Raw genomic sequence first — 24,257 nt, forward strand, 5'->3', positions numbered from 1 at the left:
TGGTTGGGGCGAGGCAAATTCGGTACACACGTACCGGTTGCGGCTGTCGGCCACTGCCCGTGCAGCGCTGATCGTCGAGCGGGGTCGGTGTCGGTGGCTGTGGAACGAGTGCGTGGCCCGCTCCAAGAAGGCACATGCGGAGGGCGAGGAGTGCGGTCCGGCCAGGCTGGATCGGATGCTGACTGAGGCCCGCGCGCTCACACCGTGGCTGGCCCAGGGGGCTTCGGTTCCGCAGCAGCAACTGATTCGCGATTTCGGCAAGTCCCGTGCGAAAGCACTGAAGGACCTCAAGGACCGGCTGCCCTTGAGGCTGCGGGCGGGCATGCCCGGCTACAAGAAGAAGGGCGAGGCTGATCCGAGTCTCAACTACACGCGGCGAGGGTTTCGGCTCAAGGGCGGGCGGTTGCATCTGGCAGGCGGGATCGTCCTGACCGTGGTGTGGTCGCGGAAGCTGCCCTGCGACCCGTCGTCGGTGCGGGTATACCGGGACGGCGTGGGTGGTTGGTACGCCTCGTTCGTCGTCACCGCCCCGGTCGAACCGATGCCAAAGACCGGTCAGGCGCTTGGTGTGGACTGGGGCGTAAGGGAGATCGCGACGACCACCAGCGACGCCCACGACCTCCCCCACCCCGAATACGGCCGAAAGACCAAAGCGAAGCTGTCGCGCTATGACCGGATGATGGCCCGCCGCAAACCCGCCAAGGGGCAGGCGTCGTCGAGGGGCTACAAGGAAGCGAAGAAGTGGCGGGCGAAGACCTGCCAGAAGATCGCCCGCCAGCGACAGGACGCCGCCCGCAAGTGGGCGAAGCGGGCCGTGCGGGACCATGACGTCATCGCTGTGGAGGACTTCAAGCCCAGGTTCCTCTCCAAGACATCGATGGCACGCAAGGCTGCAGACGCTGCCATCGGCGCCACCAAGCAGGCGCTGCTGGAGATGGGCCGCAAGCACGGGCGGGACGTCCGCCTGGTGCACCCCTCGCACACCACCAGGGACTGCGCATCGTGCGGAGCGAGAACCAAGCACGCACTGCCGTTGTCCGAACGTACCTACACCTGCACCGCGTGCGGAGCCGTCTCCCCCAGGGACAAGAACTCCGCCCGCGTGATGCTGGTCCGGGCTGGTCTGGCCCCGGCTGGTGTCGAGGGCGTAAGACCTCTTGGGGCGCCGCTCCAAGAGGCGGCCTGAGCCAGGAATTTCCCTGGAATTTTCGGGGGAAGCAGTCAAAGGAGGGCCTCCGGGATGTCCAGGTGGCGGGAGCGCAGCCATTCGCCGAGGGCCTTGGCCTGCGGGTCGAAACGGTGCTGGGAGGCGACGCCCGCGCCGAGGATGCCCTCGACGACGAAGTTGAGGGCGCGCAGGTTCGGCAGGACGTGCCGGGTGACGGGCAGGTCGCGGCTCTCCGGGAGCAGCTCGCGGAAACGGTCCGCCGTCAGCTCGTGGACGAGCCACCGCCACGCCTCGTCCGTCCGCACCCACACGCCCACGTTGGCGTTCCCGCCCTTGTCCCCGCTGCGGGCACCGGCGACGAGGCCGAGCGGGGCGCGCCGTGCGGGCCCGCCCGGGAGCGGTTCGGGCAACTCGGGGCTCGGGAGGTCTTCGAGTACGAGGATGTCGTGTGCCGGGGCCACCGGAACCCGGCGCCCGTCGTGGAGGACCGCGACATGGTCGACGTCACCATGGGGCACGTACACATCCTCGAAGACCCCATAAGGCGCGCCCTTCCCAGGTGGCGCCAGCACATGGAAGCCGGGGTAGCTGGCCAGTGCCAGTTCTACGGCGGCTCCGCTCAGCGCCCGCCCGACGAGCCGCTCGTCCGGGTCCCGTACGACGAGCCGGAGCAGCGCGCTCGCCGTCTCCTCGGTCGGGGCGTCGGGGGCATCGGTGCGTACGAGGTCCCAACTGACCTCTGCCGGTGTGGACTTGGCCTCCGCGAAGGCGGTCTCCATCTGCCCCCGCACCAGCGCGGCCTTGGCCTCGATGTCGAGGCCGGTGAGGACGAAGGCGACCTCGTTGCGGAAGCCGCCGAGGCGGTTGAGGCCGACCTTGAGGGTGGGCGGCGGGGCCTCGCCGCCCACGCCCTCGACCCGGACGCGGTCGGGGCCGTCCTGGGTGAGGCGGATCGTGTCCAGGCGGGCCGTCACGTCCGGCCCCGCGTACCGGGCGCCGGCCGTCTCGTACAGCAGTTGCGCGGTGACCGTGCCGACGTCGACGAAACCGCCGGTGCCGGGGTGCTTGGTGATGACGCAGCTGCCGTCCTCGTTGATCTCGGCGAGGGGGAAGCCGGGGCGCCGGAGGTCACCCGCGCGTTCGGTGAAGAAGGCGTAGTTGCCCCCGGTGGCCTGCGTCCCGCACTCCAGTACATGCCCGGCGACGACGGCTCCCGCGAGCCGGTCGTACGCCCCGGGCCCCCACCCGAAGTGCGCGGCGGCGGGCCCGGTGACCAGCGCCGCGTCCGTCACGCGCCCGGTGACGACCACGTCCGCGCCCTCCCGGAGGCAGGCCGCGATGCCGAAGCCCCCGAGGTAGGCGTGGGCGGCGAGGCTGTCCGGGTAGCGGTCCTTGAGGTCATCGCCTTCGACATGCGCGACGCGGACGGGACTGCCGAGCCGGTCGGCCAACTGCCGTACGGCGTCGGCGAGTCCGGCGGGATTGAGACCACCGGCATTGGCGACGATCCGCACTCCGCGCTCGTGAGCGAGGCCGAGGCACTCCTCCAGCTGGCGCAGGAAGGTGCGGGCGTATCCGGCCGCGGGGTCCTTCAGGCGGTCGCGGCCCAGGATCAGCATGGTCAGTTCGGCGAGATAGTCGCCGGTCAGCACGTCCAGCTCACCGCCGGTGAGCATCTCGCGCATGGCGTCGAAACGGTCGCCGTAGAAGCCGGAGGCGTTGCCGATGCGGAGGGCCGTCATGCGGCGCCGCCCTTCGGCGGGCGTCCGTCACCCGGTGGGCCGGCGAATGCCTGGGCGATGTCCAGCCAGCGGTCGGCGTCGGAGCCCTCTGCGTGCAGGGCGAGGTCGGTGCGGTGGGCCCGCTGGGTGACCAGGAGGCAGAAGTCGAGGGCGGGGCCGGTGACGCGGTCCGTGGCGTCCTCGGGGCCGTAGAACCACAACTCGCCGGAAGGCGCCGTCAGTTCGACACGGAACTCCTCGAACGGCGGAGTCAGTCCGTGCACGCCGAAGGCGAAGTCGCGGGTGCGGACGCCGAGGCGGACGATGTGCCGGAGCCGGTCGGTGGGGGTGCGTGCCACGCCCAGCGCGTCCGCCACGTCCCCGGCGTGCGCCCAGGTCTCCATGAGGCGGGCGGTGGCCATGGAGGCGGTGGACATGGGCGGGCCGTACCAGGGGAAGCGGGCTCCGTCGGGTGCGGCCCGCAGCGCGTCGGCCAGCGCCCTGCGCCCGGCCCGCCAGTCCGCGAGCAACTGATGCGGCGGCTTCCCCGCCCCCTCCTCCGCGCCGTTGTCCACGAAGTCCCCGGGCTCGGCCAGCGCCTTCTCGACCTCGCGGGCGAAGGCCTCCTGGTCGGTCACGGCCAGCACGGAGGAGTGGTCGGTCCAGGCGAGATGCGCGATCTGGTGGGCGACGGTCCAGCCTGGCGCCGGGGTCGCGAGCGCCCACTGCTCCGGACTCAACTCGGCCACGAGCAGGTCGAGTTCCTCGCTCTCCGCGCAGAGATCGTCGATCACGGGCGTCGGGTCAGCCATGGGGCGAGCATGGCAGCGCCACCAGAAACAAGCAAGCGTGCTTGCATTAATTTGTTTTCCACAGGCGGGGATCCGTACGCGTTCGTTTGGCTACTCTCGGTGAAGGGAGATGGTCGCAGTGCACATCCGCGAACTTGATCCCAGCGCGTCGCCGCTGAACTACTACGGCTTCGAGCTACGGCGTGCCCGGGAGACAGCGGGGCTGACCCAACAGGCGCTCGGTTCGATCGTGTTCTGCACGGGGTCGCTGATCGGCCAGGTCGAGACGACGCTGAGGGTGCCGACGCGGGAGTTCTCCGAGCGGTTGGATGCGGCGCTGGGGACGGACGGGACGTTTTCGCGGTTGGTGGGGCTGGTTCTGCGCAACCAGTTGCCGAGTTGGTTTCAGCCGTATGCGGAGATGGAGGCGAAGGCGGCGTACATCTCCGCGTTCCAGGCTCAGGTGGTGTACGGGCTGCTGCAGACCTCGGCGTACGCGCGGGCGCTCCTCGGGGCCCGCGAGGACGGCGACCTCGATGCCAAGGTGGCGGCGAGGCTGGATCGGCAGCGCATCCTGGACCGGGACGAACCGCCCGTGATGTGGGTGGTGTTGAGCGAGGCGGTGCTGCATCAGGAGGTCGGTGGCCGGGAGGTCATGCAGGAGCAACTGACGCATCTGCTGACCATGCAGAAACGCAAGTGGCTGCACATCCAGGTGCTGCCGTTCGAGGCGGGCGCGCACACGGGGTTGCTGGGCTCGTTCAACCTCCTGCGCTTCGCGAACGACCCGGACATCGTCTACACGGAGGACTTCATCCAGGGGCACATGACGGCCAACACGGAAGCTTTCAAGGAAGGTTCGGCCCGTTACGATCATCTTCAGGCCGCGGCCCTCTCGGTCGAGGACTCGGCAGCGCTGATCGCCGGTGTACGGGAGGAACGGTATGCAGAACCATCAGGACCTGACCGGAGCACGGTGGCGTAAGTCGTCGTACAGCGGCGACACCGGAGGTGACTGCGTGGAGGTCGCCGACCTCGCCCCCCACACAGCCCTCATAGCCGTCCGCGACTCCAAGAACCCCCCGGCAGGGGTCCTCACGCTCAGCCCGGCCGCCTTCTCCGCCTTCCTCCGGGGTGCCGTCGAGAATCCTCGCGGCTGAGTACGGGTGCTCATGCGCGCCACCGCCCGGCGCGGCACGCTGCACCCATGACCGACACCCTCGTACGCCCGGGCCGCCGGTGGCCCTGGTCGCGCAGAACGCGGCTGGGCGTGGATCTCGCCCTCGCGATCCCCCTGTTCCTGCTGGAGACCGGGTGGCTCGTGCTGGACTGGACATACGGCTACGGCCTGGCGGTATGGGCGGCGCAGGGCGACCGGGCAGAGATCGACGCGGCCGGCCTCGCGCACATGGAACGGTTACGGGAACTGCTGATCGCCGTACTCGTCCTGGCGGTCGCCGCGGGAGTCTTCCGTGCCCGCTGGACCGTGGTCACGCACCTGCTGGTGGCCCTCCTGGCCGGTGGAGCGCTGACGGCCGCGCGGCAGGAGTGGAACCACGACCACTCCCCGCCATCCGGTTGCGTCCGTTACAGCGCGAACTGCTGAACGCGCCCTGCTGAACACGAACCGCTGAAATTGAGGCGCGCCGCCCACCACCCCCGCAGTACGGTCCCCGGGTGATCGATGAGGACGGTTACTTCGGGGAATCCGTCGCGGCGGGATACGACGAGTCGACGGCGGAGATGTTCGCGGCGGACACACTGGATCCGGCGGTCGACCTGCTGGCGGAGCTTGCCGGGAGCGGGAACGGGCGCGCTCTCGAACTCGGCATCGGGACGGGACGTATCGCTCTGCCGCTCGCGCGGCGCGGTGTGGACGTGCACGGCATCGACATGTCCCGGGCGATGGTCGAGCGGATGCGGGCCAAGCCCGGGGGTGACTCGATCGGTGTGACGATCGGGGACTTCGCGACGGCCAAGGCCGAGGGCCGGTTCTCGCTGGCGTACCTCGTCTTCAACACGATCAACAACCTGACCTCGCAGGACGCCCAGGTCGACTGCTTCCGCAATGTCGCCGAGCATCTGGAACCCGGCGGCCACTTCGTGATCGAGGTGGGCGTCCCCGATCTGCGCCGGCTGCCGCCCGGGCAGAACGCCGTGCCGTTCCGGGTGGAGGACGGACGGCTCGGCTTCGATCTGTACGACGTCGCCACCCAGTCGATGAGCTCGCACCACGTGCGGATCGACGGCGAGGGCCACGGTTCGTATCTCGCCGTCCCCTTCCGCTACGTCTGGCCCTCGGAGCTCGACCTCATGGCCCGGCTGGCCGGGATGCGGCTGCGCGACCGGTGGGACGGCTGGACCCGCGAACCCTTCACCAGCGACAGCCGGCAGCATGTGTCGGTCTGGGAGAAGCCCGCAGACTGAGCGCAACCGGCACCGGCCGTCACGCCTCCGGCACCGGCGCCTTCCCCCGCCCCACCTGCGTCCGCACCGCCCCCATGCTCGCCCCGATGACCAGGGCGATCGCGGCGGCCTGCCAGGCGGAGAGTGACTGGCCCAGGATGAGGAAGCCGGCGGTCGCGGCGAGGGCCGGTTCCAGGCTCATCATGATCGCGAAGGTGGATGCGGGGAGGCGACGCAGGGCCAGGAGTTCCAGGGTGTACGGGAGCACCGAGGACATGATGGCCACCGCCGAGCCCAGCGCGATCGTCGTCGGATCGGTGAGCTTCGCGCCGGATTCGGCGATCCCCAGCGGCAGCATGAGCAGCGCCCCGACCGCCATGGCCAGCGCCAGCCCGTCCGCCTGCGGGAACCGTCGGCCCGTACGCGCACTGAACACGATGTACGCCGCCCACAGCGCGCCCGCGCCCAGCGCGAAGGCGACGCCCACCGGGTCGAGGCCGTCGAAGCCTCCGCCGCCGAGCAGGAAGACGCCGGTGAGGGCGAGTCCGGCCCAGACGAGGTTGACCGCGCGGCGCGAGGCCAGGACCGACAGGGCGAGCGGGCCGAGGACCTCCAGGGTGACCGCCGGGCCGAGCGGGATGCGGTCGACGGCCTGGTAGAAGAGGCCGTTCATCGCGCCCAGGGTGATTCCGAAGACGATCACCGTGCCCCAGTCGGTGCGCGAGTGGCCGCGCAGCCGGGGCCGGCAGACCAGCAGCAGCACCACGGCCGCGGCGAGGAGGCGGAGGGTGACCACGCCGAGCGCGCCCGCCCGCGGCATCAGGTTCACCGCCAGCGCGGCACCGAACTGCACCGAGACACCGCCGGACAGGACCAGGCCGACCGGCCCGAGGGAGCCTCGGCGGTGCGGGGCCGCGGCGGGGTCCACCGCTGAGGGCGAGGTGGTGGTGCTGGGGCTGGTCACGGGCGGTCCAGGTGCTCGGCTCGGGGTTCACGACGTGTTCATCTTGATGCACTGCCAGGTCCAGGGTAGTGCACTCGGTCAGGCGTGTGAACCTGTTTTGCAGCTGTCCTGAATGGTGGACACAGGCGGCCCTGAACCTGCGAGCCGGCTTATGAATCCTGGGAAGACCCTTTGAGAAGTCGCTCCTCCAGCCCCTGCGCCAGTACCTCCGCCAGGTGCCGCCCCCGCGCCCCCGCCAGCTGTTCCAGCTGCGTCCGGCACGAGAAGCCGTCCGCCAGGACCACCGCGCCCTCGGAGGCCTGCCGCACCGCCGGCAGCAGCTGGTCCTCCGCGCATGCCTGCGACACCTCGAAGTGGCCCTTCTCGAAGCCGAAGTTGCCCGCGAGGCCGCAGCAGCCGCCGGTCAACTCGCCCGTCAGCCCGGCCGCCGCACGCAGCCACCGGTCCGCCGTGTCGCCGAGGACCGCGTGCTGGTGGCAGTGGGTCTGCCCGGTGACCGGACGGTCGAGGGCGGGCGGCACCCAGTCGGGGGCGTACCGCTCCAGTGCCTCCGCGAAGGTCAGGACCGAGGCGGCGAGGCGGGCGGCGCGCGGATCGTCGTGGAGCAGCTCCGGCAGGTCCGTGCGCAGGGCCGCGGCACAGCTCGGCTCCAGGACGACGAGGGGCGCGAAGGTCTCGGCCGCCTCGGGGGAGACCAGGACGTCGAGCTGGTCGAGGGTGTGGCGCAACACCTCGCGGGCACGGTCGAGTTGACCGGTCGAGAGGTACGTCAGCCCGCAGCAGACGGGGCGGTGCCGGGGCAGCTTGGGCAGCGGGACCGGCGTCAGTCCGGCCGCCTCCAGGACCCGCACGGCCGCCTTTCCCACCTCCGGCGAGAGGTGCTCCGTGAAGGTGTCCGGCCACAGCAGGACAGGCCGGCCGAAGGACTCCTCGTACTCCGGTCCCGGCTCGCGGATCATCCGCCGCTCCCGCGCCCTGGCCCGGCGCCCGAACCACCGGGTGAACGTCTCGGTCGCCACCCGCGGGATCCGCCGCTCGGGCGCGATCCCGCCCAGCCGCTTGGCCAGCGCCGCCAACGGCCCCATGGAGGCGAGGAAGTTGACCAGCCGGGCGGTGCGGGTGCGGTCCACCAGCCGCAGCCACACCGGCAGCCATCCCATGCTGTAGTGCGCTGCCGGGCGGCGCCGCCCCGCGTAGTGGTGGTGCAGGAACTCCGCCTTGTACGTGGCCATGTCGACCTCGACCGGGCAGTCGGACCGGCAGCCCTTGCAGGACAGGCACAGGTCGAGCGCGTCCCGCACCTCCGCCGACCGCCAGCCGTCGGTGACGACCTCGCCGGCCAGCATCTCGTGCAGCAGCCGGGCACGCCCGCGCGTGGAGTGCTCCTCCTCGCCGGTCGCCCGGAAGGACGGGCACATGACGGACTGGCCGGACGCGGAGGTCGTACGGCACTTGGCGACGCCCACGCACCGCCGTACGGCCGCGGAGAAGTCGCCACCGTCCGCCGGGTACCCGAAGGCCACGTCGACGGGCTCGCGCGGCAGCACGGAGAAGCGGAGGTCGGAGTCGAGCGGGGCCGGGCGGACCAGCATGCCGGGGTTGAGGAGGTCGTCCGGGTCCCAGACGCCCTTCACCCGCCCGAAGAGGGCGACCATCTCCTCGCCGTACATCTTCGGCAGCAGTTCCGCCCGCGCCTGCCCGTCCCCGTGCTCCCCGGACAGCGATCCGCCGTGCGCCACGACCACGTCGGCGAGTTCCTCCGAGAAGCGCCGGAACCGGCCGACTCCCGCCTCGCTCAGCAGGTCGAAGTCGATACGGACATGGATGCAGCCGTCCCCGAAGTGCCCGTACGGGGTGCCGCGCAGACCGTGGGAGGTCAGCAGCCGCCTGAAGTCCCTGAGGTAGGCACCGAGCCGCGCGGGCGGGACCGCGCAGTCCTCCCACCCGGGCCAGGCCTCGCTCCCGTCCGGCATCCGGGTCGCCGTACCACTGGCGTCCTCGCGGATCCGCCACAGCGTCCGCTGCCCGCCCGGATCGGTGACGATGAGCGAGTCGACGACGTCGGCGGCCCGCACGACCGCCTCCGCACGCGCGCGTGCCTCCGCCTCCGTCTCCCCGCCGGTCTCCACGAACAGCCAGGCCCCGCCCCGCGGCAGCCCCGCCGTGGACGGCACCAGATCGGCCGCCATGCCCTCCACGGTCAGCGGCCCGTACGGCAGCAGTCCGGCCGCGGCCTCGGCGGCGGCGCTCTCGTCGGCGTACGCCAGCACGGCCAGCGCACGCGCGCGTGGCGCCTCGACAAGCCGTACGACGGCCTCGGTCAGCACCCCCAGCGTGCCCTCGCTTCCGCAGAAGGAACGGGCGACATCGGCCCCCTTCTCCGGCAGCAGCGCGTCCACCGCATACCCGGAGATCCGCCGGGGCAGCTCCGGAAAGCCGGTCCGCAGCCGCGCCAACTCCCCCTCGACCAGTCCCCGCAGCCCGTCCGGCGCCCCGGCCCACCCCTGCCCGAGCCGCAACCGCTCCCCGCGCCCGGTGACCACGCCCAGCTCCCGCACACTGTCCGCGGTGGTCCCCCACGCCACCGAGTGCGAACCGCACGAGTTGTTCCCGATCATCCCGCCGAGCGTGCAACGACTGTGCGTCGACGGATCGGGCCCGAAACGGAGCCCGTACGGCGCGGCGGCCTCCTGCAGCCGGTCCAGAACGAGCCCCGGCTGGACGACGGCGGTACGGGTCTCGGGGCCCAGCGACACGATCCGGTTCATATGGCGGGTGAAGTCCAGCACGACACCGGTACCGGTGGCCTGCCCGGCGATGGAGGTGCCGCCACCGCGCGGCACGACGGGCACACCGTGCGCCCGGCAGACCTCCAGCACGGCGGCCACGTCGTCGGCGTCTCTCGGGGCCACCACCCCCAGCGGGACACGCCGGTAGTTGGACGCATCCATCGTGACCAGCGCCCGGGCGGCAACGTCAAACCGCACCTCGCCCCGGACGACCTCGCGCAAACGTGCCTCGAGATCCGCCATGGAGCCAGCAAATCAGCCACGGCCGACACGAACCAGCCCGTCCGGCGCTTGAGGACGAGGCCGTTCAGGCCGAAAGGCGGGGGTCTGGGGGCGGCAGCCCCCAGCTACGGCCACGACACCGCCGTCTCACCCGACGGACGACGTTTCACCCAGGTTTCCCGAAACGGCTAACCTCACCCCGTGGCTGAGATCCAGATTCCCGCTGACATCAAGCCCGCCGACGGACGTTTCGGCGCGGGCCCCTCCAAGGTGCGGACGGAAGCGCTGGACGCGCTGGCCGCGACCGGTACCTCCCTCCTCGGCACCTCCCACCGCCAGGCCCCGGTCAAGAACCTGGTCGGCAAGGTGCGCGAGGGCATCAGTGAGCTGTTCTCCCTCCCCGAGGGCTACGAGGTGATCCTCGGCAACGGCGGCTCCACCGCGTTCTGGGACATCGCGACGCACGGCCTGATCGAGAACAAGTCGCAGCACCTCAACTTCGGCGAGTTCAGCTCGAAGTTCGCGAAGGCCGCCAAGCTGGCCCCGTGGCTGGCCGAGCCGGACGTCATCGTCTCCGAGCCGGGCACGCACCCGGAGCCGGTCGCCGAAGCGGGCGTGGACGTCTACGCCTTCACCCACAACGAGACCTCCACCGGTGTCGCCATGCCGATCAAGCGCGTGGCCGGTGCCGACGAGGGCGCACTGGTCCTGGTCGACGCCACCTCCGGCGCCGGCGGCCTCCCGGTGGACGTGTCCGAGACGGATGTCTACTACTTCGCCCCGCAGAAGTCCTTCGCCTCCGACGGCGGCCTGTGGATCGGCGTCTTCTCCCCGGCCGCGATCGAGCGCGCCGAGCGCATCCACGCGTCCGGCCGCCACGTTCCGGAGTTCTTCAGCCTCCCCACGGCGATCGACAACTCCCGCAAGAACCAGACGTACAACACCCCGGCCCTCGCGACCCTCTTCCTGCTGAACCAGCAGCTGGAGTGGCTCAACGGCCAGGGCGGCCTGGACTGGTCGGTGCGCCGCACGGCGACCTCCGCCCGCACCCTCTACGGCTGGGCCGAGGACATCAAGTACGCCAACCCGTTCGTCACCGACCCGGCCAAGCGCTCGGCGGTCATCGGCACGATCGACTTCACCGACGAGGTGGACGCGGCGGCCGTCGCCAAGGTGCTGCGCGCCAACGGCATCGTCGACACCGAGCCGTACCGCAAGCTCGGCCGCAACCAGCTGCGCGTCGCGATGTTCCCGGCGATCGACCCGGCGGACGTCGAGGCGCTGACGAAGTGCATCGACTACGTGATCGAGAAGCTGTAACTCCTGCGTCAAACCCCGTAGTTCCGCACCTTGTTGCAGGGCCCTGTCAGTGACAGGGCCCTGTTCCTTGGGTACGGCGGTGGCATGAACAGACCGATACCGGGCACCGTGCAGGTCGCGGTGCGCCACATCCTCAGCGACAGGACGACCGGCTTCCTCACCCGGACCCGTCGGATCACCTGGCGGGACAGCCTCTACCGGGTACGTCGGCCGCCGTCCGGCAAGCAGACCGTGGAACTGACCTGCCCCCAGTGCGACGCCTCCCTGCTGGCCGAGGTCCGCGACGAGGCCCGCACCCGCCGGACCGCGACCATCCTGCTGGCCCTGGCAGCCCTGTCCGTGCTCGTCTTCTTCCTGGCGTTCGGTTACGCCATTCACGAGGGTGGCAGGACACTGCCCGAGGGCCAGTCGCTGCCGGTCCTGTTCCCGGTCAGTGTCGTCTCGATCTTCGTCACCTTCGTCGCCACTCCCGTGCTCTTCCTCCGCGGCCGTCGCTACAACGGCGTCAGCATGCTCGACGCCCCCAAACCACGCCGGATCCACGGGATCATTCCCGTGCGCGGCTGAACCGTCCGAGTACGGCGACAAGGGCGCCCGGCAGGTACCAGGCGCCCTTTGTTCATGCCGCCGTGCACGTCACGCTCGGCACACCTCCGCCCCCGGGCGCGCCCCCGAACCCGAAGTCGGCCGAACCGCCCACCGCGATCGCACCGTTGTGCGCGGCGTTCACCGCGGTCACGGTCGCACCGCTCTGGGTGTACGACGCGTTCCACATGTTCGTGACCTGCTGTGACCCGCTCCAGGTCCAGGTCACCTTCCAGGAACTGATCGCGCTCGTCCCGGTGTTGGTCACCTTCACCTCGGCGTTGAAGCCGCTGCCCCAGTCGCTGCTGACGGTGTAGGAGGCCGAGCACGCGGCCGTGCTCCCGCCACCTCCGCCGCCGCCCCCGCCACCCGTGCCGGTGCCGGGAAAGAGCGGCGCCTTGATGCTCGCCAGATAGCCGTCCTTCACCGTGTCGACGGTCGTCCAGTCGTCCTTCAGGATCCCGCCCGTGTCACCGGAGTTGGGGTTCCAGGACCAGAACGTCCAGTGGAAGGAGTCGGCCCCGTACGTCGACGTCGGCCGCAGATAACCCACCAGCGCCGCCAGCCACTTCTGGTCGACGGTCGAGGCCAGTGTCGTACCGAACTCGCCGACCCACACGGGCGCGATGTTCTGCTTGAAGATGTAGCCCCAGTACTTGTCCCACACGCCCGGCATGTTGGCGGGGAACGCCGGATCGCTGAACCAGGGCTGCTGGGCGACGCTGGTCGCGTAGTCGTGGGCGGAGTACACGACCCGGCCCGCCACGTCGAGCCGCACCGGGTACTGGGCGACGCCCATCAGGTTGCCGCCCCACCACCCCGACACACCGCCGTACGTCTGCACGCCCTCGACGAAGATCAGCAGGTCGGGGTTGACGGAGAGCACCGCGTTGCCGGCCCGCTCGGCGGCCAGCCGCCAGTCGGTCGCCGGGTCGCCGCAGCCCCAGCAGGCCGGATCGTGGGGCTCGTTGTGCAGGTCGATGCCGATGACGGTGTCCTGGCCCTGGTAACGGGCCGCCAGCGCCTTGAGATCGGCGATCCACGTCGACTCGGGGACGGCCGCCGTGTACCAGAGCGCCGACTGCCCGCCCGAGTCCGGCCGATGCCGGTCGAGGATGACCTTGAGGCCGTCCTGACCGGCGTACGCCACGAGCTTGTCCATGACCTGCAGGGAGCTCAGTCCCTGCAGATCGGCGTTCTTGCCGCTGCTGAAGTCGATGCTGTTGGGGACGGTGGAGGGCTTGAAGATGTCGTCGCTGTAGGGCAGCCGGATGGTGTTGTAGCCCAGCGACTTCATCTGGTCGATCATGGACTTGTAGTCGCGGGACCAGAGACCGTGGACGACGTGGTTGGCGGTCTCGAAGCCGAACCAGTTGATCCCGGCGATCCGGACCGGCTGCCCTGCCGCGTCGAGGATCTGACGGCCGCTGGTGTGCCAGTGGCCGGCGCCGGGGACGGCGGCCGCGTGCGCGGTGTGCGCACCGGCCCCCAGCGGTAACAGGAGCGCCGCTGCAACAGTGCACAGCGCTCTTCGCAGGCTGCGGAACATGTCGCTGCTTCCTCTCGGGAGGCGCGGGCCCGGAACGAGTGGGAGCGCTCCCACAACCCGGCACCTCCATGGAAGCCATGCCACATGGACACGTCAAGTACTACGGCATCGGTCAGCGGCGCAGCAGCCGCCGGATTCCGAAGAGGACCGCCGACGCGACGGCGACGGCGAGCGCACCGACCTTGAGGTTGCCGCCCACACCGCCACCGCTCCCGCCCGAGGCACTCGAACTCCCGCTGCCCGAGGATGAATTGGAGCTCCCGCCCGGCACGTCCTGCGCCTGCACGGAGCTGTCGGCGCCCTCGGTGCCGTACATGAGCTTCGAGCCGTCGACGGTGTAGGTGATGGACTCGCCCTGCCCCTGCAGCGGAACGTTCAGCCGCCCCTTGCGTTTGATCCTGCCGCCGTTCCAGTCGTAGTAGATCCCGCCGAAGTAGCCGCGCACGGCGAGCTGTTTGCCGTCCGGGGAGATGGCGGCGTCGGTGGCCCAGAGGTCGACGGTGGCGACGGGCTTGAAGTAGTTCGTGCCGGAGCTGGAGAGCCTGGCCGGCCCCTCGTACAGGTGCCCGCCGTTCTCGTTCTTGTCGATGATGTAGGCGCGCCCGGTCTTCGGGTCGATGACGAGCGACTCGGCGTTGCGCGCCCCGTCCGAGTACTTCACCACGTACTGCGTGGCCCGCACGGTCTGGTCGACCAGCTTCTTCGGCTCGGGCAGCCGGTAGATCCACACATACGGCCACTTGCCGCCGAGGTTGTCGCCGATGTCGCCGACGTAGATCTGGTTGTCGGGGCCGATGGAGATGGCCTCGGTGTCGCGGGGGGCGCCGATGCCACTGAGGGTGACACGGGCGACCGTCTTCCCGGTGCTGCTGTCCACGGCGTAGATGTACGGGCCGTCGCCGCTGTCGTTGTGGGTCCAGTAGATGCCGGGGTGCAGGCGGGAGGCGGCCAGTCCGCTGGACTCGGCGATGCGCGAGTCCTTGATGGTGAACCCCTGGTCACCCTTGCCGTCGCCGTCTGCGGCGGATGCGGGTACGGCGAACGCGCCCACGAGAAGGACCCCGGCGAGGAGAGCGAACGGTCGGCGCATGTCCCAAGCCTGCCATCCCGGCCCCGTGTTCACGGACGGGTGACGGCGAGGGGCGCGTGGCAGGCCTCACACCCACGCGTCCCATTGGTCCCTCCCTGATCCCTACCCGATCGTCCATCATGAGCGGATGCTTAGGTTCATGCCGGTCGGCGACTCCATGACGATCGGAAGCGCGGGCGAGCACACCTGGCGTTACCGAATGTGGGAGCACCTGCGCGAGACGTACGGCGGCCCGTTCGCCCTGGTCGGCCCGCGCGAGACGCTGTACGACAAGGCGACGGACGCGCCGGTGTCGTACCGGTACGCCGACCCCGACTTCCCGCGCGCCCATCTGGCGGGCTGGGGCGAGGGCTGGCTGCACATGGCTCCGCTGATCGGGGAGGCGGTGCGCTCCTGCCGCGCGGACGTCCTGCTGGTCTCCCTCGGCCTGATCGACCTGGGCTTCTACACGAACGCGGAGCAGACGGCGGAGAACGTGCACCGCTTCGTGGCGGCGGCCCGCTCGGCCAACCCGCGCATCCGCCTGGTCGTCCTGCCGGTGATCCCGAACGTCCGCGCCACCACGGACGCCCCCTTCGCCGCGCAGGTATCCCGCTTCAACGAACTCCTGGCCAAGGCGGTCGCAGACCTGGACGAGCCCCGCTCCCCGCTCCTGCCGGCCTCGCCCCCGGCGTCGTACGACATCCATCACGACACCTACGACGGCACGCATCCGAACGCGAGCGGCGAGCACAAGATCGCTGCGGCCTTCGCGGGGGCGATGTGGGAGGCATGGGGAATCGGACATCCGTACGCGGCCGGAACAAGCTGACCGGATTCCGGCGTCTCCCGGTCACCGTGCGTATCGTTGTACTGCGCGGCTGCACTCGAACGTGGGCAGCCGGGGAGGAGCGCCACGATGACCGTCCTGGAGGACAGGATCGAGATGGCCGACGCCGACGCCAACACCAAGCGTTTGGACGAGTGGTTCGAGCGCCTTGAGCGTATGCCCGTCCCCGAGGGATTCAGGGTCGAGATCGTCGGGGGCAACGTCCACATGACGCCACAGCGGGACACTCACTGGGAAATCATCCGCGAGATCCTCTTGTCCTTCGTGGACCGCTTCGGGAGGAAGACCAGGGTGTTCTCGGACGTCCGCATCGACTTCCCGGGCTTTGAGAACGGCTTCTGCCCCGACCTCGCCAAGCTCAGCGACACGGCACAGAAGGACGACACGGGCCACTGGCGGTACCAGGACGTCGAGTTCGTCGCCGAGGTCATCTCGAAGGCAACCGCCGCCAACGACTACGGCCCCAAGAAGACGGCGTATGCGGTCGCCGAGGTCCCCGTCTACGTCATCGCCGATCCCTATCAGGGGCGGTGCCACGTCTACACCGACCCCAAGGACGGCGACTACGCCGTACGGACGTCCGTGGACTTCGGCACCGACATCGACCTCACCGGCACCATCGTCGACCTCACTCTCAAGACCGACGACTTCCCCCGCGACTGAACCCGGCGCACTGCCACGAGCGGTGGAAAACCGGTGACCAAAGATCGCGCCGGCGGCAGACTACCCCCATGACCTCCCCAACCCCTGACGCCAAGGCCGACCTCCACTTCTATCTGCAGTCCGCCCGCGATGCCCTGCTCTGGAAACTCGAAGGGCTCTCGGAGTACGACATCCGCCGCCCGCGGACACCGACCGGCACCAACCTCCTCGGCCTGGTGAAGCACGTGACCGGCGCGGAGCTGGGCTACCTCGGCGACACCTTCGGGCGTCCGTTCTCCGGCGGGCCGCTGCCCTGGATGGCAGCGGGCGGTGAACCCAACGCGGACATGTGGGCCACCGCCGACGAGTCCCGCGAGTACATCGTGGACCTCTACCGCCGGGTGTGCGCGCACGCGGACGCGACGATCGACGCGCTGCCGCTGGACGCGGTCGGCAGGGTGCCGTGGTGGCCCGAGGGCAGGAATCAGGTGACCTTGCATCACGCCGTGGTGCGCGTGATCGCCGACACGCACCGGCATGCCGGGCACGCCGACATCCTCCGCGAACTCACGGACGGTGCGGTGGGGATGAACCGGGGCAACGACAGCTTGCCGTCGGGCGACGCGGCCTGGTGGGAGAGCCACCGGGACCGGGTGGAGCGTGCGGCGCGGAAGGCCGACCGGAAGCCGGCCTGATTCCCGGTCAGCTTCGGGATGCCGTGCCGCCACCGCTGGGGCGCGGCTTCGAGGTGGCCGAACCGCTCTTGGAGGCGGGGGATTTCGCAGTTGCGGGCGTCTGGCGATGACGGTGGCGGGAGATGTTTCTGCGTGGGGGCCGGGTCAGCGTGATCTGGCGGACCAGTTGCTGGAAGCAGGCCAGGGAGGCGAGCGTCGGCAGGGCAGCGGCGGCGATACCGGTGAAGCTCCTGTCGGCCTCGGCCACGCAGAGTGACATCGCAAGAAAGGAGAAGAGCAGAACGACGAACCAGGAGTGCACGGCCCTGCGTTGGTGAAGGGCGCTGCGCAGGATGGAGAGCGAGGCAACCATCCAGGGGCCGTAGACCAGAAGCGGCCACCAGGTCAGTATCCCGCCCTGTGTGGCCGACGCGACGTGCCGCAGAGGCGCATAGGCCACCATGCCGCCGAAGACGCTCACCATCGAAACGATCACGGCGGCGAGCGCGGCGATCAGAAAGCTGACGGTCTGCAGCCATGTGAAGCGGAAGCGCAGCCGGAACCGCACTTTCCGGTGCCGGACGGTACGGCGCCGGATGGGGGGCAACTCGGCGGTGATCCTCGCCAGGTTGTCCATCGACTCGCCCGTGAAGTCGAGGTCGGACGGCGGTGGCTCGTGACGAGGCGGCGGCGACACGGTGCCCGCCTGCTCCGCCGTCACGGCGTTCTGCAGGAGGGACGTGAGTTCCTCGACCGGGTCCCAGCCCTCCACCAGGGGGCCCGTGGCGTACATGTCCTCTGAAGGACCCCGGTGGCGGCCGGTGGCCAGCCCGGTGGGGTAGTCACCGGGATACCGTTCGTGCGGGGTGAAGGAAAGATCCAGATATTCGTCGTTCATAGAGGTCCGCCCCCGTCATGTAACCGCGTGGCAGCCGGACCGTCCCTGATCGTTCCACCGCCGCCCGAGTTCCTCCTGAGCCGTGTCCAGGATTCCCAGGAACTCGCTGAAGAGGGTCCCGGTGACCTGCAGTTCGATCCGCGCACCGTCCCCGTGCAAGGTGCCGCACGCGTCGGGCGCCGAGTACGCCGCGGCGGGCGTGAAGGTGTAGCGCCCCACTGTCACCGCACGGGTGGGGGGCAGATCCTCCGCGGTCGCTCCGGAACGGTACGGGTTAAGGAACCTTGCTTTCGCCATATTCCGCTAACGCCGCGTCCCCTCCTCCGGATGCGCGGCAAACGAGTGAGGCCAATTCGACGAAAACATCGACTAGAGCGTTTGTAATCCAGCAGTTTGTCTTTTGAATTCTTCTCGCACAGCAAAGATCACTTGGAGGGATAGATCATTTTCTGGAGAATCCCTTGCGTAGAGCGCACTCCAAGCCGTTGGCTGGGTGGTCATGAAGTACACGCAGCTCGGACGCACGGGACTCAAGGTCAGTCGACTGGTCCTCGGCACCATGAACTTCGGACCGCAGACCGACGAGGCCGACAGCCACACGATCATGGACGCGGCGCTGGACGCCGGCATCAACTTCTTCGACACCGCCAACGTGTACGGCTGGGGCGAGAACAAGGGCCGTACGGAAGAGATCATCGGCAACTGGTTCGCCAAGAGCGCGGCCCACCGCGACAAGGTCGTCCTCGCCACCAAGGTGTACGGCAACATGGCCGCCGACGGCGAGGTCTGGCCCAACCACGACAAGCTCTCCGCGCTGAACATCCGGCGCGCGGTCGACGCCAGCCTGAAGCGGCTGCAGACCGACTACATCGACGTCTACCAGTTCCACCACGTCGACCGCAGCACCCCCTTCGAGGAGATCTGGCAGGCGATCGACGTCCTGGTGCAGCAGGGCAAGATCCTCTACGTCGGGTCCTCGAACTTCCCCGGCTACAAGATCGCCCAGGCCAACGAGGTCGCCGCCCGCCGCGGCGGCACCATCGGCCTGGTCAGCGAGCAGTGCCTCTACAACCTGGCCGAGCGCCGCGCCGAGATGGAGGTCATTCCGGCCGCGCAGGAGTACGGCCTCGGGGTCATCCCCTGGTCACCGCTGCACGGCGGACTGCTGGGCGGTGTGATCAAGAAGGAGGTCGAGGGCGGCCGCCGGGCGAGCGGCCGGGCCGCTGACGCCCTCGCCAACACCACCATCCGCGCCCAGATCCAGGCGTACGAGGACCTGCTCGACAAGCACGGCCTGGAACCGGGCGAGGCAGCCCTGGCCTGGCTCCTGACCCGCCCGGGCGTCACCGGCCCGATCGTGGGCCCGCGCACGGCCCAGCAGCTGGAGTCGGCGATCAGGGCGGCAGAGCTGGAACTGAGCGACGAGCTCCTGACCGGTCTGGACGAGGTGTTCCCCGGCCCGGGGCCGGCCCCGGAGGCCTTCGCCTGGTAGCGCTCCTCCAGGAGCGGCGGGGCTGCATTCGACATGCGGCTCCGCCGTGTGGGCGCTTCCCTGTCGCTCCCCCGCAAACCGCTACCTACCGAGGGCAGCCGCCAGGGCAACGACAGCAAACAACAGCACAAGCACACCGGCCATGATCCGGTTCCGGGTCTTCGGGTCCACGTACCCGAGCCTAACCGGCGCCCCCGAGCGCCCAACGGGCGACCGCCTCGTAACGCGGCTGCTCCCCCGGCACCCCGGACCGAGGCAGATTGCTGCGTACCAGCACCAGCTCCCCCACCGTCCACGTACGGCTCGTGAACTCCCCGAGCGCGGCGACATGCGGCCGTACGTCCACCGCGTCGCGGCTCCGCGCCACCGTCAGGTGCGCCTTGTACCGCCGGTGCTCCCCCATGGCCACCCCCGCCTTCCGCGCCGCGGCCTCCGCGCGGTCGGCGAGCAGCCGCAGGGCCGGCAGTTCCCCCTCCGCGCCCACCCACAGCGCCCGCCCGTGCCCGAACTGGCCACCGCCCCGCAGGGCCAGCGCAAAGGGCTCGGACCGCCGTGCAGTCCGCTCCAGCCGGGCCGACAGTTCCGGTACGAGGTCGTCGTCGACCTCTCCGTAGAAGGCGAGCGTGAAGTGCCAACCGGGACGGCTTGTCCAGCGCAGCACCTCCGCCCCGGGCAACTTCCTCAACTGGGCCACTTCGGAGGCCAGTTCACCGACAACGTCCTCGGGCGGCAGCACGGCGGCGAAGAGTCTCATGGGCCCAGTCTGCCGGGCGTGCCCCGGGCGCCGTGCGTATCGTTGTACTGCGCGGCGGCACCCGTCCATCGGGGTCGCCAACGATGACCGTCCTGGACGACAGGATTGCGATGGCCGAGAGCGGTGAAGAGCTCACACTCGACACGATGTTCGAGTGGCTGGAGAAGATGCCCATCCCCGAGGGTTACAAGACGGAGATCGTCGGGGGGAGCATCTGCATGGCGCCGCAACGGGACACTCACTGGGAGATCATCGCCGCCATCTACGACCAGCTACGCACCAAGTACCCCCGCCGGCGCCTGAAGTCCGATGTCCGCATCGACTACCCGGGACACCTCAACGGATTCGCCACCGACGTCACGCTGATGGCAGAGGACGCGGAACCGGACGCCAAGCGTCGCTGGCGCTGTGAGGACGTCGAATTCGTTGCCGAAGTGATCTCCAAGGACACCGCTCACAACGACTACGGTCCGAAGAAGACCGCCTACGCCTCGGCCGAGGTCCCGGTGTATCTGATCGTCGACCCCTACAGGGGCAAGTGGTATCTCCACACCCTGCCGAAGGACGGCGCCTACCACGGCGAGGTGAGCTTCGACTTCGGCGACGAGATCGACCTGACCGGGACAGTCGTCGGGCTCGTTCTCAGGACGGACGAGTTCCCCCGCGACTGACCCGGCCGGTCGCATCACGCCGCCGCGGCCAGCTCCTCCCGCCGCTCCCGCGGCACGAACCGCACGACCGGGCGACCGTGGTTCCAGCCGACCGACAGCCGCAGGCCGCCGACCCTGGCCAGGATCAAGCCGATGGTGACGGCCGCCGCCGTGGCGATCGCGCCGCCCACGGCCAGGCCCGCCCGGACGCCGTACGAGTCCGTGACCCAGCCCGCGATGGGTGCGCCGATCGGGGATCCGCCGAGGAAGACCATCATGTAGAGGGCCATGACCCGGCCGCGCATGGCGGGGTCGGTGGCCATCTGGATGCTGGTGTTGGCGGTGACGTTGATCGTCATGCCGAACATGCCGATCGGGGCCATCAGCAGGGCGAACAGCCAGAGGGAGGGTGCGGTCGCGGCCACCAGTTCCAGGGCGCCGAAGGCCGCCGCCGCCCCGATCATCACCCGCATCCGGGCCGTACCGCGCCTTGCGGCCAGGAGTGCGCCTGCCAGGGAGCCGACCGCCATCACGGTGTTGAAGGCGCTGTAGGAGCCGGCGCCCGCGTGGAAGACGTCGTCGGCGAAGGCCGAGAGGTAGACCGGGAAGTTGAAGCCGAAGGTGCCGATGAACCCGACCAGGACGATCGTCCAGATCAGGTCGGGGCGCCCGGCGACATACCGGAGTCCCTCCCGCAGCTGGCCCTTTCCGCGCGGTGCCCGCTCGACGACGTACAGCTCGCGCGCCCGCATCAGCAGCAGGCCGGCGAGCGGGGCGACGAAGGACAGGCCGTTGAAGAGGAACGCCCAGCCGGTGCCCACCCCGGTGATCATGAGGCCGGCCACGGCGGGGCCGACCAGGCGGGCGGACTGGAAGTTGGCGGAGTTGAGGCTGACCGCGTTCTGCAGCTGGGCCGGACCGACCATCTCGGAGACGAAGGACTGCCGGGCCGGGTTGTCGACGACCGTGGCGAGGCCCACGGCGAAGGCGGCGAGGTAGACGTGCCAGACCTGGACGTGGCCGGAGAGGGTGAGCGCGGCGAGCGCGATACCGGTGACGGCCATCGAGGTCTGCGTGACGAGCAGCGTGCCGCGCTTGGGCAGGCGGTCGACGAGGACGCCGCCGTAGAGGCCGAGGAAGAGCATCGGCAGGAACTGCAGGGCCGTCGTGACGCCGACGGCCGTGGCGGAGCCGGTGAGGCTCAGGACCAGCCAGTCCTGGGCGATGCGCTGCATCCAGGTGCCTATGTTGGAGACGACCTGGCCCATGAAGAACAGGCGGTAGTTCCTGACCTTCAGCGAGCTGAACATCGAGGACTTGCGGGAAAGCGGGGGTGAAACGGGGGTAGTAGGTGTCGGTGCGGGGGCGGAAGCTGCTCCGGGTCCCGTACTCAAAAGGGTTCGCCTCCTCGATGTGGCTTACAGATGCGCGAGCTTCTCCAGCACGGGGGCGGCGGCGCGGAGTTTCGCCCACTCGTCCTCGTCGAGGCCGTCGACCAGGTTGGCCAGGAACGCGTTCCGCTTGGCGCGGCTCTCCGCGAGCATGGCCTCGGCCTGTTCGGTCTTGGTGACGACCTTCTGGCGCCGGTCCTCGGGGTGCGGCTCCAGCCGGACCAGCCCCTTGGCCTCGAGCAGTGCGACGATGCGGGTCATCGACGGCGGCTGCACGTGCTCCTTGCGGGCGAGCTCGCCCGGTGTGGCGCTACCGCAGTTGGAGAGGGTGCCCAGCACCGACATCTCGGTGGGGCTGAGCGACTCGTCGACCCGCTGGTGCTTGAGCCGACGGGACAGCCGCATGACAGCTGATCGCAGGGAGTTCACGGCGGCAGCATCGTCGCCATGGCTGAGGTCCGACATGTATTTAGAGTAACTCATTACTCTCGCTAAGGACCATGCGGGACGCGCCGAATGCCCGTGACACGCGCCACTCAATCGGAATATCACTCATATGGGTGATCGAGACGCGGAACGTGACACACCGCGCCGAAGGATGCCGCGACCCTCGTAGGCATGGGGACCAGTGTGCTCAGCCTGCGGATGGACGGAGAGCTGCTCGAACGGCTCCGGGACCACGCTGCCAAAAGAGGAATGAGCGTCCAGGACTATGTCGTCCGGACGCTCATTCGGGATGACTTCGACGAGCGCTTCCAGTCCGCCGTGGAGGAGACCGAGCGGTTCTACGGCGTCACGTGAGACCGAGCGCGGGCATCAGGTAGTAGAAGGCGAAAACCGCCGCGACGACGTACATCGCCACCGGGACCTCCCGGCCCCGGCCGGCCGCGAGACGCAGCACCGCGAAGGTGATGAAGCCCATGCCGATGCCGTTGGTGATCGAGTAGGTGAACGGCATCATCACCATCGTCACGAAGGCGGGGATGGCGATCGTGTAGTCGGCCCAGTCGATCTCCTTGATGGAGCCGGCCAGGATCAGGAAGCCCACCGCGAGCAGGGCCGGGGTGGCCGCCTGGGACGGGACCATCGTGGCGACGGGGGTCAGGAACAGGGCGACGGCGAACAGACCGCCGGTGACGACGTTCGCGAAGCCCGTACGGGCGCCTTCGCCGACGCCCGCCGTGGACTCCACGAACGCGGTGGTGGCCGAGGAGGAGCTGGCGCCGCCGGTCGCGACCGCGAGGCCGTCGATGAACAGGACCTTGTTGATGCCCGGCATATAGCCCTGGGCGTCGGTCAGCTTGGCCTCGTCGCCGACGCCCATGATCGTGCCCATCGCGTCGAAGAAGCACGACAGCAGCACGGTGAAGACGAAGAGGACGCCGGTCAGCACACCGACGTGGGAGAAGCCGCCGAACAGGCTGACCTTTCCGATCAGACCGAAGTCCGGGGTGGCGACCGGGTTGCCGGGCCACTTGGGCGTCGTCAGGCCCCAGGTCGGGACCTTCGCGACGGCGTCGACGACCAGCGCGAGGACCGTCATCGTGACGATCGAGATCAGGATCGCGCCGGAGACCTTGCGGACGATCAGCGCGAGGGTGAGCAGCGCGCCCAGGATGAAGACCAGGACGGGCCAGCCGTTGAGGTGTCCGTTGCTGCCCAGCTGGAGCGGGACGGTGGTCTGGGCGACGTCCGGGATCCGGGAGACGAAGCCCGAGTCGACCAGGCCGATCAGCATGATGAACAGGCCGATGCCGATGGAGATCGCCTTGCGCAGGCTGTAGGGCACGGCGTTCATGACGCGCTCGCGCAGTCCGGTGGCCACCAGCAGCATCACGATGAAGCCGGCCAGGACCACCATGCCCATGGCGTCCGGCCAGGACATCCGGGGGGCGAGCTGGAGCGCGACAACCGAGTTCACACCGAGACCGGCGGCCAGCGCGATCGGCACGTTGCCGACGACGCCCATGAGGAGGGTCGTGAACGCCGCCGTCACGGCCGTGGCCGTGACCAGCTGGCCGTTGTCCAGCTGGTGCCCGTACATGTCCTTCGCGCTGCCCAGGATGATCGGGTTCAGCACGATGATGTAGGCCATCGCGAAGAAGGTGGCGAAACCGCCGCGGATCTCCCGCGGCAGGGTGCTGCCCCGCTCGGAGATCTTGAAGTAGCGGTCGAGGGCGCCGGAGGCGGACGCCTTCCCCGACTGTTCGGGGGTGGGGACCTTGGCGGGGGCCGAGGTGGACATTGGATGTTCCTACGAGTAGAAGCAGACAGCGCCGAGCGCAAACGGTTTCAGTATGAACATATGAGTCCGGTGGCGCT

25 protein-coding genes are annotated in these 24,257 nt (G+C 69.6%); 13 read left to right on the forward strand and 12 right to left on the reverse strand.

The features are described 5' to 3' along the window. Nucleotides 1-37: 37 nt before the first annotated feature. Entirely contained in the window at nt 38-1,186 is a 1,149-nt protein-coding gene (locus AB0N07_RS18635) for a transposase (RefSeq protein ID WP_365836228.1), read from the forward strand. A 35-nt stretch (nt 1,187-1,221) separates the two neighbouring features. On the opposite strand, the gene AB0N07_RS18640 is transcribed toward AB0N07_RS18635, so the two are convergent. Together AB0N07_RS18640 and AB0N07_RS18645 are read right to left on the reverse strand one after the other, a co-directional pair. Next, on the reverse strand, nt 1,222-2,910 hold the full coding sequence (locus tag AB0N07_RS18640) for an acyclic terpene utilization AtuA family protein (protein WP_365836231.1): 1,689 nt from the start codon (nt 2,908-2,910) through the stop codon (nt 1,222-1,224). Then, on the reverse strand, nt 2,907-3,701 hold the full coding sequence (locus AB0N07_RS18645) for a TIGR03084 family metal-binding protein (protein WP_365836233.1): 795 nt from the start codon (nt 3,699-3,701) through the stop codon (nt 2,907-2,909). The genes AB0N07_RS18640 and AB0N07_RS18645 overlap by 4 nt, the downstream gene beginning before the upstream one ends. A gap of 109 nt (nt 3,702-3,810) precedes the next feature. On the opposite strand from AB0N07_RS18645, the gene AB0N07_RS18650 reads away from it, so the two are divergent. The 4 genes from AB0N07_RS18650 to AB0N07_RS18665 all read left to right on the forward strand — a co-directional run bounded on the left by AB0N07_RS18650 (nt 3,811) and on the right by AB0N07_RS18665 (nt 6,107). Further along, entirely contained in the window at nt 3,811-4,665 is an 855-nt protein-coding gene (locus AB0N07_RS18650; protein WP_365836235.1) for a helix-turn-helix transcriptional regulator, read from the forward strand. After that, complete coding sequence (locus AB0N07_RS18655; protein ID WP_365836237.1) at nt 4,625-4,840, forward strand: DUF397 domain-containing protein; 216 nt, start codon at nt 4,625-4,627, stop codon at nt 4,838-4,840. Before AB0N07_RS18650 ends, AB0N07_RS18655 begins: the two co-directional genes overlap by 41 nt. Before the next feature lie 47 nt (nt 4,841-4,887). Then, on the forward strand, nt 4,888-5,286 hold the full coding sequence (locus tag AB0N07_RS18660; RefSeq protein WP_365836239.1) for a DUF6234 family protein: 399 nt from the start codon (nt 4,888-4,890) through the stop codon (nt 5,284-5,286). Nucleotides 5,287-5,357: 71 nt separating this feature from the next. After that, nucleotides 5,358-6,107, forward strand: coding sequence for a class I SAM-dependent methyltransferase (locus tag AB0N07_RS18665; RefSeq protein WP_365836241.1), 750 nt, complete (start codon nt 5,358-5,360; stop codon nt 6,105-6,107). A gap of 19 nt (nt 6,108-6,126) precedes the next feature. Here the strand turns inward: AB0N07_RS18665 and AB0N07_RS18670 are convergent, their stop codons facing one another. Continuing rightward, nucleotides 6,127-7,050 carry an EamA family transporter gene (locus AB0N07_RS18670; RefSeq protein ID WP_365836243.1) on the reverse strand — a complete coding sequence of 308 codons (924 nt, stop codon included), beginning with the start codon at nt 7,048-7,050 and terminating at the stop codon, nt 6,127-6,129. A gap of 149 nt (nt 7,051-7,199) precedes the next feature. Beyond that, nucleotides 7,200-10,082, reverse strand: a complete 2,883-nt coding sequence (locus AB0N07_RS18675) for an FAD-binding and (Fe-S)-binding domain-containing protein (RefSeq protein WP_365836245.1) — start codon at nt 10,080-10,082, stop codon at nt 7,200-7,202. Nucleotides 10,083-10,262: 180 nt separating this feature from the next. Between AB0N07_RS18675 and serC the strand changes: the two genes are divergently transcribed. Beyond that, nucleotides 10,263-11,381: a phosphoserine transaminase gene (gene serC, locus AB0N07_RS18680; RefSeq protein ID WP_365836247.1), complete on the forward strand. Its 1,119-nt coding sequence runs from the start codon at nt 10,263-10,265 to the stop codon at nt 11,379-11,381. An 84-nt stretch (nt 11,382-11,465) separates the two neighbouring features. Beyond that, nucleotides 11,466-11,948: a hypothetical protein gene (locus AB0N07_RS18685; protein WP_365836249.1), complete on the forward strand. Its 483-nt coding sequence runs from the start codon at nt 11,466-11,468 to the stop codon at nt 11,946-11,948. Nucleotides 11,949-12,000: 52 nt separating this feature from the next. Here AB0N07_RS18685 and AB0N07_RS18690 read toward each other — a convergent pair whose 3' ends face one another. Next, nucleotides 12,001-13,515 carry a cellulase family glycosylhydrolase gene (locus tag AB0N07_RS18690; RefSeq protein WP_365836251.1) on the reverse strand — a complete coding sequence of 505 codons (1,515 nt, stop codon included), beginning with the start codon at nt 13,513-13,515 and terminating at the stop codon, nt 12,001-12,003. A 112-nt stretch (nt 13,516-13,627) separates the two neighbouring features. Beyond that, nucleotides 13,628-14,605 (reverse strand): WD40 repeat domain-containing protein, encoded by a 978-nt coding sequence (locus tag AB0N07_RS18695; protein WP_365836253.1) that lies wholly within the window; start codon nt 14,603-14,605, stop codon nt 13,628-13,630. A 127-nt stretch (nt 14,606-14,732) separates the two neighbouring features. Here AB0N07_RS18695 and AB0N07_RS18700 point away from each other — a divergent pair, with 127 nt between their 5' ends. The 3 genes from AB0N07_RS18700 (at nt 14,733) to AB0N07_RS18710 (ending at nt 16,771) form a co-directional block, all read left to right on the forward strand. Continuing rightward, a complete protein-coding gene (locus tag AB0N07_RS18700; protein WP_365836255.1) occupies nt 14,733-15,416 on the forward strand; it encodes an SGNH/GDSL hydrolase family protein in 684 nt (227 codons plus the stop codon). An 87-nt stretch (nt 15,417-15,503) separates the two neighbouring features. Then, complete coding sequence (locus AB0N07_RS18705; protein WP_365836257.1) at nt 15,504-16,097, forward strand: Uma2 family endonuclease; 594 nt, start codon at nt 15,504-15,506, stop codon at nt 16,095-16,097. A 68-nt stretch (nt 16,098-16,165) separates the two neighbouring features. Further along, nucleotides 16,166-16,771, forward strand: a complete 606-nt coding sequence (locus AB0N07_RS18710) for a DinB family protein (protein WP_365836259.1) — start codon at nt 16,166-16,168, stop codon at nt 16,769-16,771. A gap of 7 nt (nt 16,772-16,778) precedes the next feature. On the opposite strand, the gene AB0N07_RS18715 is transcribed toward AB0N07_RS18710, so the two are convergent. After that, the gene (locus tag AB0N07_RS18715) at nt 16,779-17,648 is read right to left on the reverse strand and encodes a DUF2637 domain-containing protein (protein ID WP_365836261.1); all 870 of its coding nucleotides are present in this window, start codon (nt 17,646-17,648) and stop codon (nt 16,779-16,781) included. A 15-nt stretch (nt 17,649-17,663) separates the two neighbouring features. Next, complete coding sequence (locus AB0N07_RS18720; RefSeq protein ID WP_365836263.1) at nt 17,664-17,873, reverse strand: hypothetical protein; 210 nt, start codon at nt 17,871-17,873, stop codon at nt 17,664-17,666. A 274-nt stretch (nt 17,874-18,147) separates the two neighbouring features. On the opposite strand from AB0N07_RS18720, the gene AB0N07_RS18725 reads away from it, so the two are divergent. Further along, complete coding sequence (locus AB0N07_RS18725) at nt 18,148-19,140, forward strand: aldo/keto reductase (protein WP_365836265.1); 993 nt, start codon at nt 18,148-18,150, stop codon at nt 19,138-19,140. 181 nt (nt 19,141-19,321) lie between these two features. On the opposite strand, the gene thpR is transcribed toward AB0N07_RS18725, so the two are convergent. After that, on the reverse strand, nt 19,322-19,894 hold the full coding sequence (thpR, locus tag AB0N07_RS18730; RefSeq protein ID WP_365836267.1) for an RNA 2',3'-cyclic phosphodiesterase: 573 nt from the start codon (nt 19,892-19,894) through the stop codon (nt 19,322-19,324). An 83-nt stretch (nt 19,895-19,977) separates the two neighbouring features. Here thpR and AB0N07_RS18735 point away from each other — a divergent pair, with 83 nt between their 5' ends. Next, nucleotides 19,978-20,565, forward strand: a complete 588-nt coding sequence (locus AB0N07_RS18735) for a Uma2 family endonuclease (protein ID WP_365836269.1) — start codon at nt 19,978-19,980, stop codon at nt 20,563-20,565. Between the two features lie 14 nt (nt 20,566-20,579). Here AB0N07_RS18735 and AB0N07_RS18740 read toward each other — a convergent pair whose 3' ends face one another. Further along, complete coding sequence (locus tag AB0N07_RS18740) at nt 20,580-21,938, reverse strand: MFS transporter (protein WP_365836271.1); 1,359 nt, start codon at nt 21,936-21,938, stop codon at nt 20,580-20,582. Between the two features lie 24 nt (nt 21,939-21,962). Beyond that, a complete protein-coding gene (locus AB0N07_RS18745) occupies nt 21,963-22,400 on the reverse strand; it encodes a MarR family transcriptional regulator (protein WP_030941110.1) in 438 nt (145 codons plus the stop codon). A gap of 153 nt (nt 22,401-22,553) precedes the next feature. On the opposite strand from AB0N07_RS18745, the gene AB0N07_RS18750 reads away from it, so the two are divergent. Then, entirely contained in the window at nt 22,554-22,736 is a 183-nt protein-coding gene (locus AB0N07_RS18750; RefSeq protein WP_365836273.1) for a ribbon-helix-helix protein, CopG family, read from the forward strand. Here the strand turns inward: AB0N07_RS18750 and AB0N07_RS18755 are convergent. Next, on the reverse strand, nt 22,729-24,180 hold the full coding sequence (locus AB0N07_RS18755) for an NCS2 family permease (protein ID WP_365836275.1): 1,452 nt from the start codon (nt 24,178-24,180) through the stop codon (nt 22,729-22,731). The genes AB0N07_RS18750 and AB0N07_RS18755 overlap by 8 nt on opposite strands. Nucleotides 24,181-24,257 lie beyond the last annotated feature (77 nt).

Origin of the sequence: Streptomyces sp. NPDC051172 (genome assembly GCF_040682555.1) — a bacterium.
In the GTDB taxonomy this organism is placed as follows: Bacteria; Actinomycetota; Actinomycetes; order Streptomycetales; family Streptomycetaceae; genus Streptomyces.